Annotated in this window: 17 protein-coding genes; 1 reads left to right on the top strand and 16 read right to left on the bottom strand. The window is 71.6% G+C overall.

Features of this window, described 5'->3' with window-relative positions:
* Positions 1-10: 10 nt before the first annotated feature.
* The 3 genes from AC0VYL_RS17995 to AC0VYL_RS18005 all read right to left on the bottom strand — a co-directional run bounded on the left by AC0VYL_RS17995 (position 11) and on the right by AC0VYL_RS18005 (position 3,888).
* Complete coding sequence (locus AC0VYL_RS17995; RefSeq protein ID WP_475480939.1) at positions 11-1,117, bottom strand: DUF2855 family protein; 1,107 nt, start codon at positions 1,115-1,117, stop codon at positions 11-13.
* On the bottom strand, positions 1,114-2,169 hold the full coding sequence (locus tag AC0VYL_RS18000) for a hypothetical protein (protein WP_475480940.1): 1,056 nt from the start codon (positions 2,167-2,169) through the stop codon (positions 1,114-1,116). Before AC0VYL_RS18000 ends, AC0VYL_RS17995 begins: the two co-directional genes overlap by 4 nt.
* 213 nt (positions 2,170-2,382) lie before the next feature.
* Positions 2,383-3,888 (bottom strand): MFS transporter, encoded by a 1,506-nt coding sequence (locus AC0VYL_RS18005; protein ID WP_475480941.1) that lies wholly within the window; start codon positions 3,886-3,888, stop codon positions 2,383-2,385.
* 98 nt (positions 3,889-3,986) lie between these two features.
* Here AC0VYL_RS18005 and AC0VYL_RS18010 point away from each other — a divergent pair, with 98 nt between their 5' ends.
* Positions 3,987-4,409, top strand: a complete 423-nt coding sequence (locus AC0VYL_RS18010; RefSeq protein ID WP_475480942.1) for a MarR family winged helix-turn-helix transcriptional regulator — start codon at positions 3,987-3,989, stop codon at positions 4,407-4,409.
* A gap of 24 nt (positions 4,410-4,433) precedes the next feature.
* Here the strand turns inward: AC0VYL_RS18010 and asnB are convergent, their stop codons facing one another.
* The 13 genes from asnB to AC0VYL_RS18075 form a co-directional block, all read right to left on the bottom strand.
* On the bottom strand, positions 4,434-6,278 hold the full coding sequence (asnB, locus tag AC0VYL_RS18015) for an asparagine synthase (glutamine-hydrolyzing) (protein WP_475480943.1): 1,845 nt from the start codon (positions 6,276-6,278) through the stop codon (positions 4,434-4,436).
* A 117-nt stretch (positions 6,279-6,395) separates the two neighbouring features.
* A complete protein-coding gene (locus AC0VYL_RS18020; protein WP_475480944.1) occupies positions 6,396-6,860 on the bottom strand; it encodes an ester cyclase in 465 nt (154 codons plus the stop codon).
* Positions 6,857-7,309 carry a 3-aminobutyryl-CoA ammonia lyase gene (locus AC0VYL_RS18025; protein WP_475480945.1) on the bottom strand — a complete coding sequence of 151 codons (453 nt, stop codon included), beginning with the start codon at positions 7,307-7,309 and terminating at the stop codon, positions 6,857-6,859. The genes AC0VYL_RS18020 and AC0VYL_RS18025 overlap by 4 nt, the downstream gene beginning before the upstream one ends.
* Positions 7,296-7,856: a holo-ACP synthase gene (locus tag AC0VYL_RS18030; RefSeq protein WP_475480946.1), complete on the bottom strand. Its 561-nt coding sequence runs from the start codon at positions 7,854-7,856 to the stop codon at positions 7,296-7,298. The genes AC0VYL_RS18025 and AC0VYL_RS18030 overlap by 14 nt, the downstream gene beginning before the upstream one ends.
* A complete protein-coding gene (locus tag AC0VYL_RS18035) occupies positions 7,849-8,679 on the bottom strand; it encodes a hypothetical protein (RefSeq protein ID WP_475480947.1) in 831 nt (276 codons plus the stop codon). Before AC0VYL_RS18035 ends, AC0VYL_RS18030 begins: the two co-directional genes overlap by 8 nt.
* Positions 8,679-8,975, bottom strand: a complete 297-nt coding sequence (locus AC0VYL_RS18040) for an acyl carrier protein (protein ID WP_475480948.1) — start codon at positions 8,973-8,975, stop codon at positions 8,679-8,681. The genes AC0VYL_RS18035 and AC0VYL_RS18040 overlap by 1 nt, the downstream gene beginning before the upstream one ends.
* Positions 8,976-9,034: 59 nt before the next feature.
* Positions 9,035-10,306: a type III PLP-dependent enzyme gene (locus AC0VYL_RS18045; RefSeq protein ID WP_475480949.1), complete on the bottom strand. Its 1,272-nt coding sequence runs from the start codon at positions 10,304-10,306 to the stop codon at positions 9,035-9,037.
* Positions 10,303-11,661 (bottom strand): preATP grasp domain-containing protein, encoded by a 1,359-nt coding sequence (locus tag AC0VYL_RS18050; protein WP_475480950.1) that lies wholly within the window; start codon positions 11,659-11,661, stop codon positions 10,303-10,305. The genes AC0VYL_RS18045 and AC0VYL_RS18050 overlap by 4 nt, the downstream gene beginning before the upstream one ends.
* Before the next feature lie 6 nt (positions 11,662-11,667).
* Positions 11,668-12,615, bottom strand: coding sequence for a 3-oxoacyl-ACP synthase III family protein (locus AC0VYL_RS18055; protein WP_475480951.1), 948 nt, complete (start codon positions 12,613-12,615; stop codon positions 11,668-11,670).
* Positions 12,612-13,643 (bottom strand): 3-oxoacyl-ACP synthase III family protein, encoded by a 1,032-nt coding sequence (locus AC0VYL_RS18060; protein ID WP_475480952.1) that lies wholly within the window; start codon positions 13,641-13,643, stop codon positions 12,612-12,614. Before AC0VYL_RS18060 ends, AC0VYL_RS18055 begins: the two co-directional genes overlap by 4 nt.
* Positions 13,640-19,867 (bottom strand): SDR family NAD(P)-dependent oxidoreductase, encoded by a 6,228-nt coding sequence (locus AC0VYL_RS18065; RefSeq protein ID WP_475480953.1) that lies wholly within the window; start codon positions 19,865-19,867, stop codon positions 13,640-13,642. Before AC0VYL_RS18065 ends, AC0VYL_RS18060 begins: the two co-directional genes overlap by 4 nt.
* 6 nt (positions 19,868-19,873) lie before the next feature.
* Positions 19,874-20,950 (bottom strand): phosphopantetheine-binding protein, encoded by a 1,077-nt coding sequence (locus tag AC0VYL_RS18070; protein WP_475480954.1) that lies wholly within the window; start codon positions 20,948-20,950, stop codon positions 19,874-19,876.
* Complete coding sequence (locus AC0VYL_RS18075) at positions 20,947-22,239, bottom strand: NAD(P)/FAD-dependent oxidoreductase (RefSeq protein WP_475480955.1); 1,293 nt, start codon at positions 22,237-22,239, stop codon at positions 20,947-20,949. The genes AC0VYL_RS18070 and AC0VYL_RS18075 overlap by 4 nt, the downstream gene beginning before the upstream one ends.
* Between the last annotated feature and the right edge of the window lie 77 nt (positions 22,240-22,316).

Below are 22,316 nucleotides of genomic sequence, written 5' to 3' on the forward strand. Positions count from 1 at the left end.
TAACACGGTGTCAGGGCGCCAGGACGTTGGCCACGCGGCTTCCCTTCCGGCCGTGGCCGAGCAGGGAGGCCAGGGTGTCGGCCATGGCCTCCGGACCGTTCCGGCAGCGGATGTCCAACCAGTTCGCCGCGGTCCCGATGAAGCGTTCCTCGGCCTCCTCGAAGCACCGGTGGTAGGCGTCGGGATCACGCGCCATGGAGCGCAGCGCCTCGTCGGGAGCGAAGAACGGCGTGGGGCGAGGTGACGGGAACGCGCTGGCGCGGAGCGGCTCCCGGGCCCTGCGGGTGGCCCCGGCGAGGGCCGTGTGGTTCAGCCGACCGGCGAAGCTCGAGTAGATCGCGCCGAGCAGCGCGGGATCGCCCGCCAGGTCGATGAGCAGGGTGGGGATGGGCAGGTCGATGGTGCTCAGCTCGCCGTAGGCGTAGACCTGGTCGTAGCAGTCGAGGGAGCGGGTGAAGTCGAGGTTGACCGGGGAGGTCAGGCCGACGATGGGCAGGTCGGACTCACGGCGCAGACGGTCGGCGGCCCCGATGGCGGTGGTGCTGGACGCACTGGTGACCAGCACGGAGCGGACTCCCGGGACACAGTCGGCCAGGGCCAGGTCCGCGAGGTGGAAGGAGCCCGCGTAGACCGAGCGGACGACGACGCGGTGGTCGTCGAGGGTGTCGGGGAGCCCCGCCCGACGGTACTCCCGGTACCAGGGGTGGACGCGGTGGTCGGGGTCCGCGGCGAGGAGGCCGCGCGGAGTCACTTCGGCACCCAGAGTGACATGCGTGGACATGGGTAGGTACCCGAAATAGCGCTCGCCGGGTTGGACCCCTGGGTGGCGCGACTCCTCCACACGCGCGAAGCCCCAGGCGGGCACCCGGGCGAATCCGCTGGGGGCGGGAAAGGCCCCCAGGAAGGTCGGAAAGGACCTGCCCGCCCAGGCGTAGGTGGCGTTGTTGGAGGTGAGGGCCACCCTCTCGACGGCGAGCCGAACCTCCCCGGCACCCAGGAGGTCGGCTCTGGCCGGACGGATCTCCGTCCGGTGCGGAGCGTCCTCGCGGACCAGGATGTCCCAGGGTTCCCCCCGCGGTGTCCGGGAGTCCGGGCCCGTTCCCCGCCCGCCGCTCACCGGGTCACCTCGGAGCGGTCCCGCGTGAGCCGCGAGCCGACCAGCAGGACGACCGCGCCGACCAGGACGACCAGCGCGAACAGCCCGCCGCCAGCGGCCAGGGTCAGCTCGTCGGGTCTGAGCAGGGCCTGCCCCCGCAGCGCCTGCCAGGTCAGCAGCGCCACGGTGCCGACGGCGCCGAGCGCGGCGGTCACGACCAGTCCGATCTGGGCGCCCAGGGGGCGCAGCGGTGCCCAACGAGGGGCGAGCGCGTGCACGGCGATGGCGACGAGGATGAGCACCTGGAGGGCGTGCAGGCCGACGAAGTGCGCCGGGCGCAGGTCTCCGGCGTCCATGTTCCAGCCGGTCACCGGAAGTCCGGGGGCACCGTCCTCAACCCCAACGCTGTGTGCGCCGATCGTCGGCGCGGGTTGGCCCCCGCCGAGCGCCTGGGCCTGCTCGGGCGTCGGTGAGGTCATGATGTAGCCGATCATCATCCCCGCGACCGCGACCAGCAGACCGAGTCTGATCGCCCAGGCCAGGGTGGGGTGGGCGCTCCGCTGGAGGATGAGGAACACGGCGATGGCCAGGGTGACCGTCCACAGGAGGAACGCGCCCGCGCCCATGAAGGAGACGATGACGGTGTCCATCGTGGTCGCGAAGTTGAAGTGGCTGCGCGTCCCCCTGGCGGCCTGGGTGGAGATCGAGACCATCTCCACGGTCAGTGCGAGACCGATGACCGCTCCCAGCCACCAGAGCGTGCGTGACCAGCGGGAGAACAGGCTGAGCATCCAGGCCAGGGTGAGGGCGTACAGGGTGTTGGAGATCGCGAACTTGGTGGGCTTGAGCCAGGCGGGTTCGCCCGCCACCGTGCGCCCGTCGACGACGAGTCCCACCACGGAGACGACCAGGACCGTCGCCATCAGCAGTGCGCACAGCATCAGGGGGCGGTTCCAGAAACGCAGGTCCTGAGTACGCGGCACCTCGACGAGGGGGCGCCGGAGGAAGGCGTCCGGGTGGGCGTCCCGAAGCGCCTGCGCGCTGATCGAGTCCTTCGTGTTCCGTAACGACATGGATCTCTCCAGTACTCGGGGGCGGTCCTCGCCCCTCTGCGGGTATGGGTCAAGCCGCTGTCGCGGTACTGACGCGGGCAGCGCGCCGCGCTGCCCTCCCACCGTGCCGTGTGCGACGGGAGGCGTTCCTGGGGCGGGGGTGGGGGTCGGTCCTCCGACAGGCGAGCCGGCGCATTGCTGTGACCTGCCGGAGGACCGGATCGTGGAGGGGGCCTAGCCCGGGACCCCCTGGCGCTCGACCTCCTTGTCCCTGCCGCGCGAGAGCAGCCTCGGGACGAGGGTGAGCAGGACGCCGCCCAGACCGACTCCGACGACCACGTAGAGACCGGGCTGGAACTGGCTCAGCATCTGGTCGGCGCTGGCCTGCGCTGCTCCCTCTCCGGTGGCGTGGTCAACGGCGATCAGCGCCGTCGTGATCGCCAGGAAGATCGCCGCACCGAGCTGGCCGGAGGTCTGCACCAGTCCGGCCGCGAGCCCCTGCTCCTCCGGCGCCACTCCGGCCGTGGCCTGCACGTTGACCGAGGGGAAGGCCAGCGCGAAGCCGACTCCCAGCAGCAGCGTGGTGGGCAGCAGCATGGTCAGGTAGGAGGGATCGGTGTCGATCCTGAGGAAGAGGAGGTACCCGACGGCCAGAGCCATCAGGCCCACGGTGATGAGCGTTTCGGTGCCGAAGCGGCCGATGATCCGTCCGGCGACGAACACGCTCAGCGCGACCAGCACACCGACCGGCAGCAGGGCCATGGCGACCTGGATCGGGGACTGCCCGACCGCCTGCTGGAGGTAGAGCGTGAGCAGGAACTGGAACGTGGCGAAGGAGCCGATCAGGGTCAGCATGCCGACGTTGGCGCGCAGCAGCGCGCCGTTGCGCAGGATCCCCAGCCGGACCAGCGGGTTGCGCACCCTCTGCTCGATGACGACGAAGGCCGCGAACAGCAGGGCGACCCCGGCGAATGACAGCAGCGTGATCGGGTGGGCCCAGCCGTTCTCGGGCGCCGTCACCACGGTGTAGACGAGCAGCAGCATGGCCGCGGCGAGGGTGACCGCGCCGGGGATGTCGAACCCGCTCCTGACGGTGGAGCGGACGCGCGGGATGAGGAAGAAGCCGATGACGACCGCCGCGAGTGCGATCGGCACGGGGAAGAAGAAGGTCCAGCGCCATCCCAGGCTGGTGAGGAGCCCTCCGAAGATCATCCCGGAGGAGAAGCCGAAGGCACCGAACACGGTATAGATCGACACCGCCTGGTTGCGCTGCTTTCCCTCCGCGAAGGTGGTGACGATGATCGACAGCGCCGCCGGAGCACTGAAGGCCGCCGCGATCCCCTTGATGAACCGGGTGGCGATCAGCAGGTTCGGGTCGACGGCGATCGTGCCGACCAGTGAGGCCAGGGCGAAGACCGCCATGGAGACGAGGAAGACGTTGCGACGTCCCAGTAGGTCACCGGCGCGCCCGCCCAGCAGCAGAAGGCCACCGAAACCGAGGACGTAACCGGTGACGATCCACTGGAGCTGCGCTGTCTCCATGCCCAGTTCGGCCCCGATGGAGGGAAGCGCGATGGCGACCATCGACGCGTCCAGGATGTCGAGGAAGAGGGCGAGGCTGAGGATGACGAGCAGGATCACCAGCCGAGGGGTCCAGCGCTGTTCGTCCTGCGCGGGCGGAGAGCCCGACGAGGTGGGTGTCGGTTCTGGAGAGACGGGAGTTGAGGCTTCGGTACTCACGATTCACGACCCTACATGCGCTCGCATTTAATGCGCAAGCATTTAATGCTCTGGGATACATCTGTCCGACGTGCTAGTTTCTGTACATGGATCAGGTCATGGACATCACGCGTGGCACTGCCGGCACTGGTATCGGACCCTCCACCGAAGCCGAACTGATCAGCCAGTGGCGCGGACTCCTGAAGGACTACTACGAGACCTCGTGCGCGATCGACCGCGAGCTCATGGCCAGGCACGACATCGGCATCACTGACTTCGAGGTCCTGGACATCCTCCTCGACGTCCTCGCCGAGACCGGCGGTGCCGAGGTCCGCATGCGCGACCTCGGCGACCGCATGTACCTCAGCCAGAGCGGCCTGTCCCGCAGCGTCACCCGACTCGACAAGCGCGGGCTGGTCTCCCGGCGCATGCAGGGCTCCGACCGCCGTGCCATCTCCCTCTCCATCACCGCCGCAGGCCGGGAAGTACACGCGGCGGCGCACCCGACCCGCAGCGAGGTTCTGGGCCACTACCTCGGTTAGCCCGGTCCGCCGCCCGGTCCCGGCTCACACGTGCAGGCTGGGCTGGTACTCGTCGAACCACGCCGCCAGGTCGAGGAAGCGGTGCACGGCGAGCTGCTGGCCGGGCGTCCAGGCCAGGGGGTCGGTGGCCGCCGCCTCGACGGCCCAGTCCCGGGAGGCCAGCTCGTACAGGGGCAGGGACTGCTCCGCGGCGAGCTCCTTCACCTGGAAGTGGAGTTCGCGGAAGTAGTCGGCGTTCTTGGTCAGGGGGAACTGGCTCTTCGCACGCTTGAGCACCGCGTCCGGTAGCAGGTCGGAGACGGCCTCGCGGAGGAGGGCCTTCTCCCTGCCCTCCGCCGTGCGCACCCCCCAGCTCGTGGCGTAGACGTGCTCGACGATCCGGTGGTCCGCGAAGGGAACCCGCACCTCGAGGCCGTTCGCCATACTCATCCGGTCCTTGCGCTCCAGCATGTAGGGGAGCCAATGGGTGATGTGCATGTGCGTCAGCTCCGCCATCCTGCGCTCCCGGGGGCTGGCGGTGGCGGGCACCGGCACGTCGGCCAGCGCCTCGCGGTAGCTCTGGTCGAGGTACTCGGTGAAGGACATGCTCCGGGCGATCTCCGGCTCCAGCATCACCAGGGCCTGCTCCGGTTCCGGCTGGAAGACCCTGTACCAGGGGAAGGTGTCGGCGGCGACGATCCCCGGCACGTGGAACCACGCGTACCCGCCGAAGACCTCGTCGGCGGCCTCGCCGGAGATCGCGACGGTCGCGCGCTCCCGTACGGCCTCGAACAGCAGGAACAGGGAGGCCTCCAGGTCACCCAGGCCCATCGGCACGTCGCGCGCGGCCATCACCCTGCGGCGCAGACCGGGGTCGGCCAGCGCGCGCCCGTCCAGCACGATGTCCTGGTGATCGGTGCCGACGTGCCGGACCATGTCGGCCACGTAGTCGGCGTCCCGCGTGCCGCGCAGGGCGTCCGGGGTGAAGTCCGCCTCGCTGCCCGCGAAGTCCACCGACACGCTGCGCACGGTCGCACCGCTCCCGCCCAGGCCGCGCGCGGCCAGCGCGGTCAGCGCACTGGAGTCGAGGCCGCCGGAGAGCAGGACGCAGAGCGGGACGTCCGAGACCAGCTGGCGCTCGACGGTGTCGTCGAGGAGCTCACGGAGCCGCCCCGCCGCGTGCACGGGGTCACCCTCGACGTCTCCGGACGAGAGCCTCCAGTACACGTCGCGCTCGATACCGTGAGGGGTGACCGTGACGATGCCTCCCGGCGGGACCTGGCGCATACCGCGCCAGACCGCGTCCTCGGGCGGGCGCCCGTGTGTGAACATCTGGCGCAGGCCGTCCAGGTCGACGCCGCGGTCCGCGTCCGGGTGGGCCAGCAGCGCCTTGGGCTCGGAGCCGAACAGGGCGCCGTCCTCCGTGGGGGCGTAGAACAGCGGTTTGACTCCCAGTCGGTCGCGGACCAGGAGCAGCTCCCGGCGCCGACCGTCCCACAGGGCGAAGCCGAACATCCCGTTGAAGCGCTCGACCGCGGCCCGCCCCCACTGGAGGTAGGCGCGCAGGACCACCTCGGTGTCGCTCTCCGTCCGGAAGCGGTGTCCGGCGGCGGTCAGCTCCCTGCGCAGTTCTCGGTAGTTGTAGACCTCTCCGCTGTAGGACAGGACCACGGGGCCGCCCGTCTCGTCGGCGACCATCGGTTGCGTGCCGCCCTCGATGTCGATGACCGCGAGTCGGCGGTGGCCCAGGGCCACCTCCCGGTCGACCCACTCCCCCGCGGCGTCGGGGCCACGCAGCTCCATGCTGCGCGTCATGGCCGCGAGCGCGGAGCGGTGCTCCGGCCGGGTGAGGTCCCGGTTGAACCCGACGATGCCGGCGATTCCACACATGCTTTCTCCAAGTCGTTGACATCGGAACTGCGCGGGTACTGCGATGGGTGCTCGCGGGCGGCGGACGGCCCCGGACGGTGGGGCGCGCACCGGCCGCCCGCGAAGCGGTGGGGCCGGTCAGCGGGTGACCGCGCCCAGCTGGGACGCCAGACGCAGCCCGTCGGAGATCACCCAGTACTCGGTGAGCCGGTCGCCCCGCAGGCGGAGGAAGGCCATGCCCGTGTAGTCGATCCGGGTCCCCGGTGCCGCCGTGGCGCGGGGAGCGCCGCCGTTGTACACGGCGCCCACCTGGTAGAGCCCGGCGATGACGTCCCCGTCCTGGACCGGGCCCAGGAGCGTGCTGAACCGGAGGTCCCCGAGCATCGAGCGGGTACCCGTGATCCAACGGAGCAGCGCCTCACGGCCGAGGACCGGACCGGAGGAGGGGACGCCGAGGTACGGCGCCACCTCCGCGCTGTGCACGACGAAGTCCTCCGCGACGAACGCCGCGGCCTCCTCCGGGGCGAGCTCACCGTTCCAGAGGGCGGTGAACCTCTCGAAGTACTCCTTGCCCGGGTCGGGACCGGGACCGCCCCCGCTCACGACGCTCCCCCCGCCGCCCGGCGCGCGCTGCGCGCGGGGACCACGGCCGTACCCCTGGCCCGGCAGACCTCCAACGGCGGATCGACCACGACGGCCCGGGTGCGGCTGCCCGCCTCGTAGCGCGCGGCGATGGTCTTCACGACCGAGAACTCCACGATCCGCCGCAGACGTGATCCGCCGACCAGCCTGGCCGTCGCCTCCACGTAGTCCCCCACGTGCACCGGGGCCGTGAAGACGACGCTGTCGTAGCCGGAAAGCAGCCCTTCGTCCTCGTCGGTGCGGATGGTGACCTCCGTGACGAGGTCGCCGAGGAGTTCGAGGATGCGTGCCCCACCGACCAGGTCACCCCCGTAGTGCGCGTCCCTGGGCCCCATCCGGACCCGGAGGGTGGCCAGGATCTCCCCCTTCGCTGCGGCCGGAACGGCCGCGCCCTGTTCAGTGATGGTCATCGTTTCTACCCCCTGCGGTAGTGAGTCCGGTTTCCGGGCCGACGGCCCGGGTGAGCGCCTCGTCGGCCAGGCGTGCTCCCTCCTCCGCCCCGGACGGCCCCGGGACGGAGACGGCGACCGCGATCACGCTGTCCCCCTTGTGAGCGATGGACACCGCGACGCTCCGGACGCCGCCCGCACGGGCGTGCCGCGCGGCCGCCCCGGTGAACCGGACGGCGGGTGCCCCGAGGTCGCCGCGACGCACCTCCACCTGACGGGGGGTGACGCCCGCGGAGCAACCCGTACCGAGGACCTTGAGCACGGCTTCCTTCGCCGCGAAACGTCCGACGAGGAACTCGCGGGAACGCGCCGAGCCGAAGGAACCGGCGGCGTCGAGCTCGGAGGCGCAGTAGACCCAGCGGCGGAACCAGGGACGCGTCAGCAGGCGATCGAGTTCGCCGGCGTCCATGACGTCGACCCCGACTCTTGGCTCACCCGCCGCCGACGCGTCCCTTCCTTCCTCCGGCGTCCGCCGCTCCGCGCCCGACGCCACCGCACCGTCACGCACGAAGGCGCACCAGGTGGCCGCGGCCGCTCAACGGGTCGACGTCGCACATGACCACGGCCGTGTGGTCGCGTGCCCACTCGTGCCGGGCACGCGCGAGTTCCACCCAGACACCCGTGCAGTATCCGGCCGTCCGCGCGCGGTGGACCGTGTACCCGCCCGTTCCGTCCTCCGGCACGCCCCCGGCGTCCAGCACTCCGGCGTCCACCCACGGACCGACGACCAGGAGGGTGCCCTCGGGGTCGGCGTCGGCCAGCTCCCGCAGGCGTTCGACCGTGGCCTCCGGTGAGGGGGCGTCCGCGAAGCGGTCGACGCGCAGGCCCGTCCCCTCCCGCTCGAAGCGGAGCAGGGCACCGGCGTCAACCAGCGAGTGGTCGTCGACCAGAGGGTGGGCCGTCGGCAGGGTCGTCTGTTCCAAGACGGCGATGACGGCGCGGTCGGCGCGACCGGACCGCTGGTAGGCGGCGGCGACCCGCAGCGCGGTGTAGGGCGCCGCGAGTCCCTGCTCGGAGATGCTGAAGCTCTGCGCGCCTCCGCCGAGGAGCATGTTCAGGTGCGAGGCCACGGCGGTGAACGGGTGCACGTCCGGCAGCGCGTGCGCGACGACGACGAGGTCGGCGCCCCGGTCGGTGATCCCCTCGGTGGACACCAGGGCGTCCACGAGATCGCGGTGGAAGACGTTGCGGCCGGAACGGAGCCGTTCCTCGTCCACCTTCTCGCCGAAGGGCTCCACCAGGTCGCGGTAGAAGGACACGATGCTCGGGTCGTCGTGGAACGGGCGCGGCGGCGGGTCGACCACGGCCGCACCGGCGCTGACCACCGGCATCAGGCCTCCCGTTCGGTGAGCACGGCGCCCGAGAGGTCCGGGGACTCCCCGCTTCCGAGGGACAGCAGGTAGTCGGTGAGCGTGCGGACCGAGACGAAGTCCTCCATGTCCAGGCTCTCGGGGTCGATGGACAGGTCGAGCTCGTCCTCCAGCGCCATCAGGAGTTCCAGGACCGAGGTCGAGTCCAGCTCCAGGTCCTCGAAGAGGCGGTCGCCGTCCTTGATCCCGCTGATCGGTCGCTCCAGGACCTCGGTCAACCCGGTCTCGATCGCGGAGGTCACCTTGCTGCGTTCCATGCTGTCTTCCTTTCTTGGTGTCCTGGGCTCCTCGGTCTGCCGGGAGCCGGGGTGCCTGGTCAGCCGGTGACCAGGCGCTGCGGGCCGATCAGGTCCTCGACCGTGTCCCGCTCGCGGACCAGGTGCGCGGTCCCGTCGAGGACCAGCACCTCGGCGGGGAAGCCGTGGCTGAGGAAGTTCCCCGGCGAGGCGGAGGGGCCGTAGGCGCCGGAGCGCTCGACGCCGATGAGGTCACCGGGCTCCACGCGGGGCAGGGCCACCTTCTTGCCGATGACGTCGTTGGGCGTGCAGAGCGGTCCGGTCACCGTGTACTCGGTGTCGGCGGTCTCGGTGTAGCGGGTCAGCGAGCGCAGGGGGAAGTTCCGCTTGACGAAGCTCCCCACGCCCACCGCGGCCATGTGGTGGTTGGTGCCGCCGTCGGCGACGACGAACTGTTCGCCCATCGACTCCTTGACGTAGAGCGCCCGGGCCACGTAGACGCCGCAGGGCGCGGTGAGGTACCGGCCGAGCTCGTTGATGATCCGGCACCCGGGGTGCGCCTCACGGAAGCGCTCCACCTCGGCGTTGATGCCGTCGGTGAGCGCCGGGAGGTCGAGATCGGTCTCGTTGGAGAAGTACGCGACGCCGAAGCCGCCGCCGAAGTCGACGCTCTCCAGCGGAACCTCCAGCTCCTCGCTGAGCGACTCGACCATGGAGAGGATCTCGCGCGTGTTGTGGACGATGTCGGCGTGGTTGAGGAACCGGGTGCCCATGTAGGCGTGGAAGCCGACGACGCGGACCCTGCGCAGGCCCTTGATCAGCTCGCGCGCGCCACCCAGCAGCTCGCGGTCGATGCCGAACTGTCGGGGCTTGCCTCCCATGGCCAGCCCCGACCCCTTGGTGTGGAAGTCGGGGTTCACCCGGAGCATGACGGCGACGTCGTCCCTGCCCCGGCTCACCGCGATCTCGTCGACGGCGGTCAGCTCGGCCAGGGACTCGCAGACGATGGCGTGCAGCCCGGCGTCGACGCAGGCCTCCAGTTCCTCCTGACTCTTGCCCGGGCCCAGATAGATGGTGTCCTCGGCCGCGATACCGGCCCGCTGGGCGGTGCGCAGCTCCACCAGGGAGGAGACCTCGGCGCCCGCACCCAACGAACCGAGCTGGGCGCACACGCTGATGTTCGGATTCGCCTTCAGGGACAGGAGTATGTCGACTGCGGGGTGCAGCCGGTCGCGCAGCCCCTGGTAGGTGTCGCGCAGGACCTCTCCGTCGTAGAGGTAGAGGGGGGTCCCGAACTCGGCGGCGATCTCGGAGACCGGAAGGCCCTGTACCGTGAACTCGCTCTCGGTCACGTCTGCTCCTTGGCGTTGATCTGTTCGAGGGCCTCTTCGACCCCGCTGTCCAACTTGTGCAGCTCCTCCCGGTCACGGGCGAACAGCACGGTGTAGAGCCGACCCTCGAACGCCTCGTCCTCCTTGGCCTGGGCGTTCACCGTCCCGAAGCAGGTGACGGCGACTCCGTGGCCGTCCCCCGGCACGCCGGACGCGGTGTCCAGGGCCTCCCGGAGCCGGGGGAACGGGACTCGTCCGGTCGGCCGCAGCCCGTAGTGCCGGGCCAGCGCGACCCCCTCGGGATGCTGGAAGCGCTCGGTCACCTGTCCCTGGTAGGTGGACATGTTGAGCCGGGCGTTGATCTCCAGGACCGGGTACACCTCGCCGTCGGCCGAGAGGAGGGCGTCGATGCCGACGACCCCGAAGAAGCCCTCGGCGTACAGCCGGGAGCCGATCGCGTGGGCCGCCTCCTCCAGTTCGGCGCGCTGGGCGCCGTCCAGGTCGGCTGGCATCAGGTGGCCCTTGTGCACGCCGCCCTCGACCAGCGCCTGCTTGATGAAGTCGAGGTGGGTCCGGCCGTCCCGGGAGACGGTGATCTGGTAGTTCAGGTCGAACCGCTTGGGGATGAGCTGTTCGACGACCACGTCCAGCCGGTCGTCACCGGAGCGTTCGGTGCGCTGCTCGACCATGCGCAGCAGGCGGTTGGCCTTGCGCTCGGAGTCCACGATGACCAAGCCCTTGCCGGAGACCCCGTAGGAGTCCTTCACGATCGTCGTGTGCTCCCGCGCCAGCGGCGAGGTGAGCGCGGTGCGGAGGTCGGCGGAGGTCGCGCAGCTGAACCCGGGGATGGAGCGCAGGCCCAGCTCCTCGGTCAGCCGACGGCTGTAGACCTTGCTGTTCACCCGTTCGCAGGTGGCGGCGTCGGGGGTGGCGAGCCGCAGTCCGGTGCGCTCCGCGATCCGCTGTTCCAGGACCGAGGTGCCCATCGGCATGAGGTAGGCGCCCTCCGTCGCGAGTTCGGACAGCCGCCGGAGCGTCTCCGGTGAGTCCAACACCGCGGCGCTCGTCTCGGCCCCGGCCTCCGCCGGGGCGACCACCTCACCGGGGAGGGTGAACCCCAGGTCCTCCGCGTAGGACCGGTAGTCGGCGTCGATGTCCTGCCCCAGGAGGAGGTGGTCGGCCGGTTCGGCCAGCAGGGCGCCGAGCTCCTCCATCCTCCGTACGGTGGCGGCGGTCGGGGAGAGCCGGGCCGCCGGAAGCCCGCGGTACGCCCGCGCCCACTCGTTCTCCACCTCGAAGTTGCACAACCAGACGAACCTGGCGTCCGCGTCCCCGGTCAGGGATCGCTTCAGACGCCGCGTGTAGGTGTCGCTCATCGTCCTTCACCGTCCTTCGTGAGTGATCGCCATCGCGGCGAAGGTCGCGCCCAGGCCGACGGTCGCGAAGAGGTAGTTGCGTCCGGACACGAGGCGGCCCGCGTCGCGCAGCGTGGCGTAGTTGAGGAAGACGTCGGAGGCGAAGCAGTGGCCGAAGCGCTCGATGTTCTCCAGGAAGACCTGGTTCCGGTCGATGCCCAACTCCGTGATGGTCTGCCGCCAGGACTGCATGTTGACGTTGTGCGGGACGACCAGGTCGATGTCGGAGAGGGTCAGCCCGGCCTCGGCCACCGCGCGCCGGATGACCTCGGCCAGCTCCGGCGCGTAGACCTTGGTGAAGCGCAGCGCGCGCTCCTCGTCCAGCAGCATCGAGGCGGAGAACTCGCCCCGTGTGTGCGTCACGTAGGAGAGGACGCGGTCTCCCGGTCCGTCGACACCGACCAGGCAGGCCGCCGAGGCATCGCCCATGATCGCGATGTCCTCGATGAGCTGCACCTTCGGGGAGAATGCCTTCTCCCCGGTGACGACCAGGGCCCGCGCGTCGGGGTCACCGAACGCGCGCAGCAGCTGGGCCGCGACGTCGACCGCGGCCATGCCGCTGGCGCAGTTCTGCTGGCTCACCGCGAACGCCTCGGCGTGGTCCAGGCCCAGCGCGTCGCGGATCTCCCTGGCGGTGTCGACCAGTGGCGGCGCCAGCGCCTGTGTCGTGTGGGCGAAGATCACGTACCGGACCCGGGACGGGTCCACTGCGGCGGCGACCCGGCGCGCGGCCGGCAGAACGGAGTCGAGCAGCGGCACCTCCGGGTCGAACCGGATCTCCCGCAGGCCGTGGATGCGCTTGAACAGACGGAGTTTGGACTTGCTCAGCCCGAGGCTCCCGGCCAGTTCCTCGATGGGCACCCTGCGCTCGGGCGCATGGGCCTCGATGTGCTCCAGCGTGGTCAGCGAACTCATCTCTCTCCCGCGAACATGGTTGAACGGTCGGTGGTCCGGTGCTCGAGGGCGGCGAGCCGGCCCGGCCCGCCGCCGTCCGGCCACCGGTGGACCAGCACCGACGCGCTGAAGGTGGCCCCCGCGCCGACACTCGCCAGGACGTAGGCGCGGCCCGGCCGCAGCCGTCCCGCCCGGTGCAGCACCGCCAGGTTCACCAGCACGTCGGAGGCGAAGCAGTGGCTGTAGACGGGGATGTTCTCCAGGTACACCCGTGACAACGGGAGGCCGAGTTCGGCCGCGGTGTTGCGCCAGGACATGACGTTCACGTTGTGCGGGACGACCAGGTCGATGTCGGAGAGGGCCAGTCCGGCGTCGTCCACCGCGCGTCGGACGACGTCGGCCAGCTCCGGCGCGTACCTCTTGCCGAACTCGGCCGCTCGGTCGGGCGGCAGCCCCACGAGGTCGGCGTACTCCCCCAGCGTCCGGGTGGCGTACCCGACCACGGGTGACCCGCTCCCTCCGGCCGCGACCAGGCACGCGGCTCCGGCCTCGCCCATGATCGCGGTGTTCGGTAGGAGCTGGACGAGGGGTGAGTGCGGCTTCTCGCCCGTCACGACGAGCGCGCGGTCGGTCGGCGCCGCCGAACGGAGCAGTTCGGCGGCGATGTCCACGGCGCCCAGCACGCTCGCGCAGTTCTGCTGGGTCAGCGCGAACGCGACCGCGTCCCTGAGCCCCAGGGCGTCGGCGATCCGCCGGGCCGTCGCCTCCGACGCCGGTGCCACCTCGTGGATGGCGTGCGCGTACACCACGTGGCGCACGCACGAGGGGTCGTCCAGATCCGCGACGACGCGACGCGCGGCGGGCAGCACCAGGTCGAGGAGTCCCCCGCCCGGGTCCACACGCAGCTCGCGCAGCCCGTGGACCCTGCGGAAGAGTGACGTCTTGGCCTTGGTGAGCCCCAGCGCCCCGGCGACCTCCGCGAGTTCGACCCTCCGTTCCGGTACGTGGTACTCGACGCGCTCCAGGGTCGCCGCGCTCCGCCCCGTCACGCCGAACCACCGGGAAGGGACCCGAGCCACTCGTGTACCGCCTTGCCCGTCTCGGACGCGTGGCTGGTGAGGACGGTGAAGTGGTCCCCGGGGGTGTCGACGGTGGAGTCGGCCCCCTCCCAGCGGGGCCGGTCATGCGTCCCGGTCCGCTCGTCGGCCCGCAGGAGCAGGGACGGCACTCCGGTCCTCGGCGGGGTCCACCCGTCGAAGGCCCGGAGGTAGCCGCCCATCGCGACGAGGCGGTGGTCGTCGACCCACGCGCTGCTCTCCGGGCTCAGCAGGGTGTCCGCGACCATGGCCATGTCGCCCAGGTCGACCGGGGTGGCGAGGGTGTCGATCAGTACCAGGGCCCGAGGCGGCGTGCCGGAGTCCTCGAGGTGGTGCGCGACGGCGTGCGCGACCCACCCGCCGGTCGACCGGCCGAGGAGGACGAGCGGACGACCGGCCGCGACCGCGCCGACCGCACCGGCGAGCCCCTCAACCAGGGCCTCCAGTGACGCGGGCAGGGCCTCGCCGGGGAGGAACCCCGGCAGCGCCGGGGTGCAGACCGCGTACTCACCGAACGTCTCCAGGTGCCGGGTGAGTTCGGCGTACTCGTGCGGCCCCGACATAGCCATCATCGATGGGAGACAGACGACCACGGCGCCCTCCTGGCCGTCGGATCCGGAGACCAGGGCGGGGACGGGCAGTTCCTCCCCCGCCCGGAACTCCGGTCGGAGCCGGGACGCGGTGACCACCAGATCGACGGCGCTCCCCAGTTGACCGCTCTCGTGGCCCGCTCGGAACAGGTCGACCAGGGTCTGGCCGTCCGCCGTGCTCCCGCCGCCCCCGGACGGTCCGGACTCCAGCAGGGTGTCGAGTTCCTCCGCCATCGCACCGGGGGTCGGGTGGTCGAAGACGAACGTCGGTGGGAGCCGGAGGCCGGTGACCTCGTTGAGCGCGTTGCGCAGCTCCAGGGAGAGGAGCGAGTCGAATCCGATGTCGCGGAAGTGGGTGTCGGCGTCGACGGCGTCGGCGCCGCTGAGTCCGAGGATCCCGGCGACGGTAGCGGCGACCTGCTCGACGATCACCTCTCGGCGCTCGGCCCCCACCACCCCGGCCAGGCGTTCGCCCAGCGTGTCCGGCCGCACCTCGGTGACGGAGCCGGAGCGCGCTCGGCGGACGATCGGGCGCACGAGCCCGCGCAGCACCGAGGGGGTGTTCCGCGCGTTCTCCGCCAGTGCCGCGCGGTTCAACCGGACGGGCTGGACCGCGGGCGAGGCCGCGCTCAGGCTCGCGTCGAAGAGGGCCAGGCCCTGTTCGGCCGAGATCGGCTCGACGCCGTACCTCGCCATGCGCTTGAGGTCGGCCGCCGCCAGACCGGAGGCCATGCCGCCGGTCGGCTCCCACATACCCCAGGCCATGGCGGTGGCGGGCAGTCCCTGGGAACGGCGGTGCTGGGCGAGCGCGTCCAGGAAGGCGTTGCCCGCAGCGTAGTTGGCCTGCCCGGGACTGCCCAGAGTGCCCGCGACCGAGGAGAACAGGACGAACGCGCCCAGTTCGGAGTCGAGGGTGAGTTCGTGCAGGTTGGACGCGGCGTCCACCTTGGGCCTGAGTACCCTGGCCAGCCGCTCCCCGTCCAGCGAGGTGAGCACCCCGTCGTCCAGGACACCGGCGGTGTGGACCACGGCGGTGAGCGGGTGTTCTGAGGGGATGGCCTCGAGCAGGCTCAGCAGGGCGCCGCGGTCCGCGATGTCGCAGGCGGCGAGTTCCACCTCCGCGCCGAGCGCGCGCAGGTCGTCGGACACCTCTTGGGCGCCCTCCGCGGCGGCACCCCTCCGGCTGACCAGCAGGAGTCGGCGTGCCCCGTGCGCGGTCACCAGGTGCCGAGCAAGCAGCGAGCCCAGTTCACCGGTTCCGCCGGTGACGAGCACGGTTCCCCGCCACGCAACGGCCCCGGTCACCTCCGGGTCCAGGTCGCGGACGCGGGCCAGGCGCGGCACGAGTACCGTTCCGTTCCGCAGGGCCAGCTGTGGTTCCCCGGACTCCAGGGCCGCCGAGAGCCGGTCGTCGGGGACGTCTCCTGGTTCGGCGTCCACGAGGACGAAACGGTCGGGCGTCTCGGTCTGGGCGCTGCGGACCAACCCCCAGACCGCGGCCGACGGGAGGTCGAGGACGTCCTCCCCGACCTCGGTGCCGACCGCCCGCCGGGTGAGGAGCGCGAGCCGTGCCGTCTCCGGCGCCGAGCTCAGCCACTCCTGGAGCAGGGCGAGTGCCTCCGCCGTACCGGAGTGCGCGGCCTCCGCCGTGCCTCCGGTCGTCGCCTCGACGGTGAGCAGCGCGACCGTGCCGGGCACGTCGGGTACCCGCCCGTCGGTGAGGGCGTCGCGCAGCTCCTTGGCGTCCGTGTAGCGGAGCAACGTGGTCGCCGCCGGAGCCCGGCCCTCCGGGAGGGAGAGCGGGGTCCAGTCGAGTTGGTGGAGTCCCTCCGGGGCCCGGGGCGCCATGGAGATCTGCTCGGCGGAGGCCGGGCGCGCGACGAACGACTCGACGGTCAGCACGGGGTCGCCCGCTCCGTCGGCCGCGACGATCGTGACGGCGTCGCCCCGTCGTACGAAGCGGACCCGCAGAGTGGTCGCGCCGACGGCGTGCACCCGCACGCCTCCCCAGGAGAACGGCAGGCTGCCGGACGACCGACCGTCATGGAGTTCCTCCGCCGTCAGCGCGTGCAGGGCCGCGTCGAGCAACGCGGGGTGCACCCCGAAGGAGGCGGCGGCCTCCGTCTGCTCCTCAGGAAGGTGGACCTCGGCGTAGAGGTCGCCGTCAGAGCGCCAGACACCCGTGAGCGCCTGGAACGCGGGACCGTACTGGAAGCCGGTCGCGGCGAGACCTTCGTAGAGGTCGTCGAGCGGGATCTCCTCCGCGCCGTCGGGGGGAAGGGCACCGTCGGAGGGTGAGGCCTGCGCACCGGGCTCGGCCTGACCGGTCGCGTGCCGGGCCCAGGTCTGGTCGTCGGCGTCGGCGGGCCGCGACCCCACCGTCACCGACCTGCGGCCGACCTCGTCGGCGGCGCCCAGGACCAGCTGGAAGTAGAGTCCCTCGCCTCCGCGCAACACCATCGGTTCCTGGAGGGTCAGCTCGGTGACGGACCCGAGACCGACGTGCGCGGCGGCACGGGTGGCCAGCTCCAGCAACGCCGTGCCCGGGACGACCGTCGCGCCGTGGACGACGTGGTCGGCCAGCCACAGGTGCGAGCGCTCGGAGAGTCGGCCGGTGAACACGACCTGGTCACCGTCGGCCAGCGTGGTGACCGAACCGAACAGGGGGTGGTCGACCGTGTCCAGACCCGCCGCCGCGAGGTCACCCGCGGGCTCCGGCTCGTCCAACCAGTAGCGCGTCCGCTGGAACGCGTAGGTGGGCAGGTCCACGCGGTGCGGTCGGTGCTCCGAGAAGACCTCCTCCCAGTCGATCCCGTGGCCGCGCACGTGCAGTTCGCCGAGGGCCGTCGCGACCGAGGCCGCCTCGTCGCGGTCCTTGCGCAACAGCGGGACGGCGAGGGCGTCGTGCCCGTCACCCAGGCACGCCTGGGTCAGCGCGGTCAGCGTCGCGTCCGGGCCCAGTTCCACGAAGGTGTCGACGTCCTCGGCACGCAGGGTGTCGACGACGCGGCGCAGCTGCACCGCCTCCCGGACGTGTCGGCTCCAGTAGTCCGGCGAGCACAGCTCCGCGGGGTCCGCGAGCGCGCCCGTCACGTCGGACACCAGGGGGATCCGGGGAGCGGAGTAGGCGACACCCGCCGCCACCTCCGCGAACTCCTCCAGCATCGGGTCCATGTGGTGGGAGTGGAAGGCATGGCTCACCCGCAGCCGCCGGGTCTTCCTTCCCTGGCCCTCCAGGCGCTCGGCGGCCAGGGCGACCGCGTCCTCGTCGCCCGAGATGACGATCGCGACCGGACCGTTGACGGCGGCGACCCCGGCCCTGTCCTCCAGTCCGCGCAGCGCGGACCGCACCTCGTCCTCGGTGGCCTGCGCGGAGAGCATCGCCCCGCCCTCGGGCAACCGCTGCATGAGGCGGCCCCGGGCGGTCACCAGGCGTGCCGCGTCCTCCAGGGAGAACACCCCGGCCACGTGTGCGGCGGCCAACTCACCGATGGAGTGCCCGGCGACGTAGTCCGGGCGGACGCCGCGCCGCTCCAGCGCCCGGAACAGGGCGACCTCGACGGCGAACAGCGCGGGCTGGGTGTACTCGGTCCGGTTCAGCCGCTCCTCGGGCCCCTCGATCACCGACCGCAGCGGGGTCTCCAGATGGACGTCCAGCGCGGCGCACACCTGGTCGAAGGCCTCGGCGAAGGCGGTGTCGGCGGCGGCGAGCTCCAGGCCCATGCCGACGCGCTGGCTCCCCTGTCCGGTGAACAGGAAGGCGGTGCCGCCGAGCTTGCGGGCCCGGCCGCGTACCACCATGGGAGAGCGGGATCCGGAGGCGACCGATGCCAGGCCCTCACGGAATTCCTCGGCGGTCCGGCCGACCACGACTGCGCGGTGCGGCATGGCGGTGCGCGTGGTGGCGAGGCTGTAGCCGACGTCGATCGGCCGCGCCGTCTCCAGGCCGAACTCGCCGGATCCGCCCTGTTCCAACTCCCCGAGAAGTCGGCGTGCCTGGTCGGCCAAGGCCTCGGCGCCGCGGCCGGAGAGCGGCCAGGGCACGGGCGAGGGCGTCGTGTTGGGGGCCGCCTCCCGTTGGAAGCCGTCCGTCCGTTCCGGGGCGTCCGCCGCGGGTGCGGCCCAGCCGTCCTCGGCCGTCGGCTCCTCGATGATCACGTGCGCGTTGGTGCCGCTGATCCCGAACCCCGAGATCCCCGCGCGGCGCGGACGCCGCTCGTCCCTCGGCCAGGGCTGGGCCTCCGTGAGCAGTCTGACGTTACCCTCGTCCCAGTCCACCAGGGTGCTGGGCCGGTCCACGTGCAGGGTGCGCGGCATCCGCTCGTGCTTCATGGCCTTGACCATCTTGATGATGCCGGCGATGCCCGCGGCGGACTGGGTGTGCCCGATGTTGGACTTGAGGGAGCCGAGCCGGATCGGGCCGTTGCGCTTGTTCCGTCCGTAGGCCTCGATGAGGGCCTGGGCCTCGATGGGGTCACCGAGCCGGGTGCCGGTTCCGTGTCCCTCCACGACGTCCACGTCGTCGGCGGTCAGTCCGCCGGAGGCCAGCGCCTCCAGGATGAGCTTGCGCTGCGAGGGCCCGTGCGGCGCGGTCAGGCCGTTGCTCGCGCCGTCCTGGTTGATCGCGGTACCACGGATGATCGCGTGGACGCGGTGCCCCCGGCGACGGGCCTCGGAGAGCCGCTCCACGATGAGGGTGCCCACGCCCTCGGCCCACGAGGTGCCGTCCGCGCCGTCGGCGTAGGACTTGGCGCGCCCGTCGGGCGCCAGTCCGCGCTGGCGGCTGAACTCGGTGAAGGAGAAGGGGGTGGCCATCAGCATCACTCCACCGACGACCGCCGTCGAGCACTCCCCCCGGCGCAGCGCCTGACCGGCCAGGTGCAGGGCGACCAGGGAGGAGGAGCAGGCGGTGTTGACGGTGACCGCCGGACCGTCGAAGCCGAAGCTGTAGGAGATCCGGCCCGAGGCGACGCTGCCCGCGCTTCCCACGCCGAGGTAGCCGTCGAAGCCTTCGACGGGGCTCTTCAGGAACCGCAGGCCGTACTCGTCGAACATGATGCCCACGAAGACCCCGGTGTCCCCGCCGCGCTGGTCCTCGGGGAGGATGCCCGCGTCCTCGAACGCCTCCCACGTCGACTCCAGGAGGAGTCTCTGCTGGGGGTCGACGGTGACGGCCTCGCGCGGCGAGATACCGAAGAAGGAGGCGTCGAAGTCGGAGGCGTCGTGCAGGAAGCCGCCCTCGCGTACGTAGGTCTTGCCGATCTTGGTGGGATCGGTGTCGTAGATGTCGTCGACGTCCCATCCGCGGTCCGTCGGGAACGGCGTGATCGCGTCCCGTCCCTCGTCCACCAGCCGCCAGAGCCCTTCGGGGGTGCGGGCTCCCCCAGGGAAGTTGCAGCTCATGCCGACGATCGCCAGCGGCTCGTTCTCCCGCTCCTCCAGCTCCCGGATGCGGGTCTCGGCGTTCTGGAGCTCGGCCGTGCTGCGCTTGAGGTAGCCCAGCAGGCGCTCTCGGTCCACGGTCTGGTCCGCACCGGCGCGCCCCGACTGTGATCGGGCCGTCCTGGACTCGTTCTCACTGGTCATGGCAGCTCATTCCTTCCCTTGGGCGGCGGCGGTGGGCTCGTGGGACCCGATCGGTCCGAACCTGCTGTCGAGGTAGGCGTAGATGTCCTCCTCGCTGGTCGACGCGCCGACGGGATCGACGGTCGCGGCGTTCGCGGGCTCCAGGGTGTCGACGAGCGCGCGCAGCCGCCGGACGATCCGCCCGACCGTCTCCTCCTCGCCCTCCAGGGCCAGGACGGAGGCCTCCAGGCGGCTCAGGGCGATGAGCGCGTCGGCGGCCGGGCCCTCCGGCTCGCCGCCGACCTCGGTCAGGACGTGCTCGGCCAGCGCCCGCGGTGTGGGGTGGTCGAACACCATGGTCGGAGACAGGGGCAGACCGAACAGGAAGCCCAGTCGGCCGCGCAGCTCGACCGCCGACAGCGAGTCGGTGCCCAGGTCGAGGAAGCTCTCCGTCCCCTGGGCCTGACTGACCCGCTCCTCCTCCAGCACGTCGGCCAGCTCGTCCAGGACCGCCTGGGTGACGTGGGCCCTGTGGCGCTCTGGAGCGAGGTGGGCCAGCGCCTCGCGCAGCCCCTTCGGCGTCGCGGGGTCGGCGGACCCCTCGGCGACGGACTTCCCCTCCGCGTCCGAGGGTGGGGGCCCGGGAACCGCGCCCAGCTGCGCCCACAGGTCCAGTTGGTTGTCGGTCAGCCAGTACTCGACCACGAGACCGTCCTCGACTCGCAGGACATCCACGCCCCGGAACTCGACCTTCGTGCCAGGCTCGGCGGTGGCCGTCGCGGGCCGACCACCGTTCCAGGTGCCGTTGAAGACCCACAGGCCGAGGGCGTGGTCACCGACCAGGAAGGGACCGAGCTCACCGGTGATCCTGGCCTCGGGGCCGTAGGAGGAACGGAAGGCGGAGATCCACTTGACAAGCGCGGGAACGCCGCGGATGGTGTCCGGGTCGGGCATCCCGTGCACGGGAATGTGCACCCGGATGTCGGGGGAGACGATCTCCTCGGCCAGCGCGAAGTCGCCGTTCCACACGGCCGACCACGCGTCCCAGAGTTCACGCGTGGTGCGCCGGGGTCCGTTCCCGCGCTGCGTACGGTCGCCGGTCATCGCTGGGCTCCTCCGGTCGGAACGTTCCCCTGCTGCCGGAACGGCGTGGAGCGCTCGCCGCGCAGCAGCGCCCTGCCATTGACGTAGGAGGCGCGGGCGACGGCCCACGGGGACAGGAAGTCGGGCACGCTCATCAGCCGGGACCCGAAGGTGTGGAAGTGCTCGGCCATCTGGCCGTCCCGGGCGGCGGCGGAGAACGTGAACCGCTCGATGCGGTTGTAGGGGCGCACCGTGGCGAAGTCGGAGATGACGTGGGCGTGCGCCTTCAGCTGCTGCTTGCGGCGCTCGCCGTAACCGGCGAGGGCGGCCCCCAGGTCGCCGCGGCCGAGTACGGCCGAGCCGGTCGCCTGGACCAGCCACTGCGCGGACTGGAGGGCCCAGCCGCAACCGACCGCCGCCAGCGGGTCGCTGGTGAGCGCGGCGTCACCGACCAGCGCGTAGCCGGGACCGGTGGAGCGGCGCACGACCAGCGGGTAGTTGACCGTCCCGATGATCTTGGAGACGCGCTCGGCGCGGTCGATGTCGGGCGCGTCCGGCAGCGAACGCACGAACCGGAGGTAGGCGCCCTCGAGGTCTTCCTTGAACTCGGGCAGCCGCTCCTTGGAGAGCACCGCGGCGATCACGGTGGTGTCCTGGTCGTTGGGCATGACGTAGGCGTTGTCCGGCTCCAGGTAGTAGACCTTCGCGGTTCCGCCGGTCGGCCGGGGCAGACCCTTGAAGTACGCGAAGTAGCTGAACCTGTTGTTCTCCTCGGTCTCGGTGGGGGTGTCCGTGAGCTTGGCGATCGTGGACTCCTTGCCGTCCGCGCCCACCACGAGCCGGGCGCGCAGCTCGAAGGACTCCCCTCCCGCGTTCCCGGCCACCCCGACCACCCGTCCGTCCTCGGTCAGCACGTCCTTGACGGTGTGGCCAAGCAGCAGGTCGACGCCCTCGGTCCGCTGGGCGTGGCGGCGCATCAGCGGATCGATGACCTCCCTGCGCACGCTGTAGCCGTGCGGCAGGACGCCGGGGCCGAGGCGCGACTCGGGACGGATCCAGCCCCAGCGGGTCCAGTAGTCGGCCGAGTTCGGCACGGCGCCGAGGGCCTCCAGCTCCCCGATGACGCCGAGCTCAGCCAGGACCGGGTAGCCGCAGGGCTGGATGTAGTGGGTGCACAGGACCTTGTAGGCGTCCATCTCCGCGCGGCGCTCCAGCAGCGCGACCCTGGCCCCGCGCCGGGCGTAGAGGATGGCGGCCGTGGTCCCGGCGATGCTCGCGCCGTTCACGATGACGTCGTACTCGTCCAACATCAGGCAACTCCCCATAGGCGTTCGGTTGTTCGGTGTCGGGTGGTCCGCGCGGCGGTCCGGCGGTGTCCGGTACTCGG

The organism is Nocardiopsis sp. iso_238 (genome assembly GCF_056173325.1).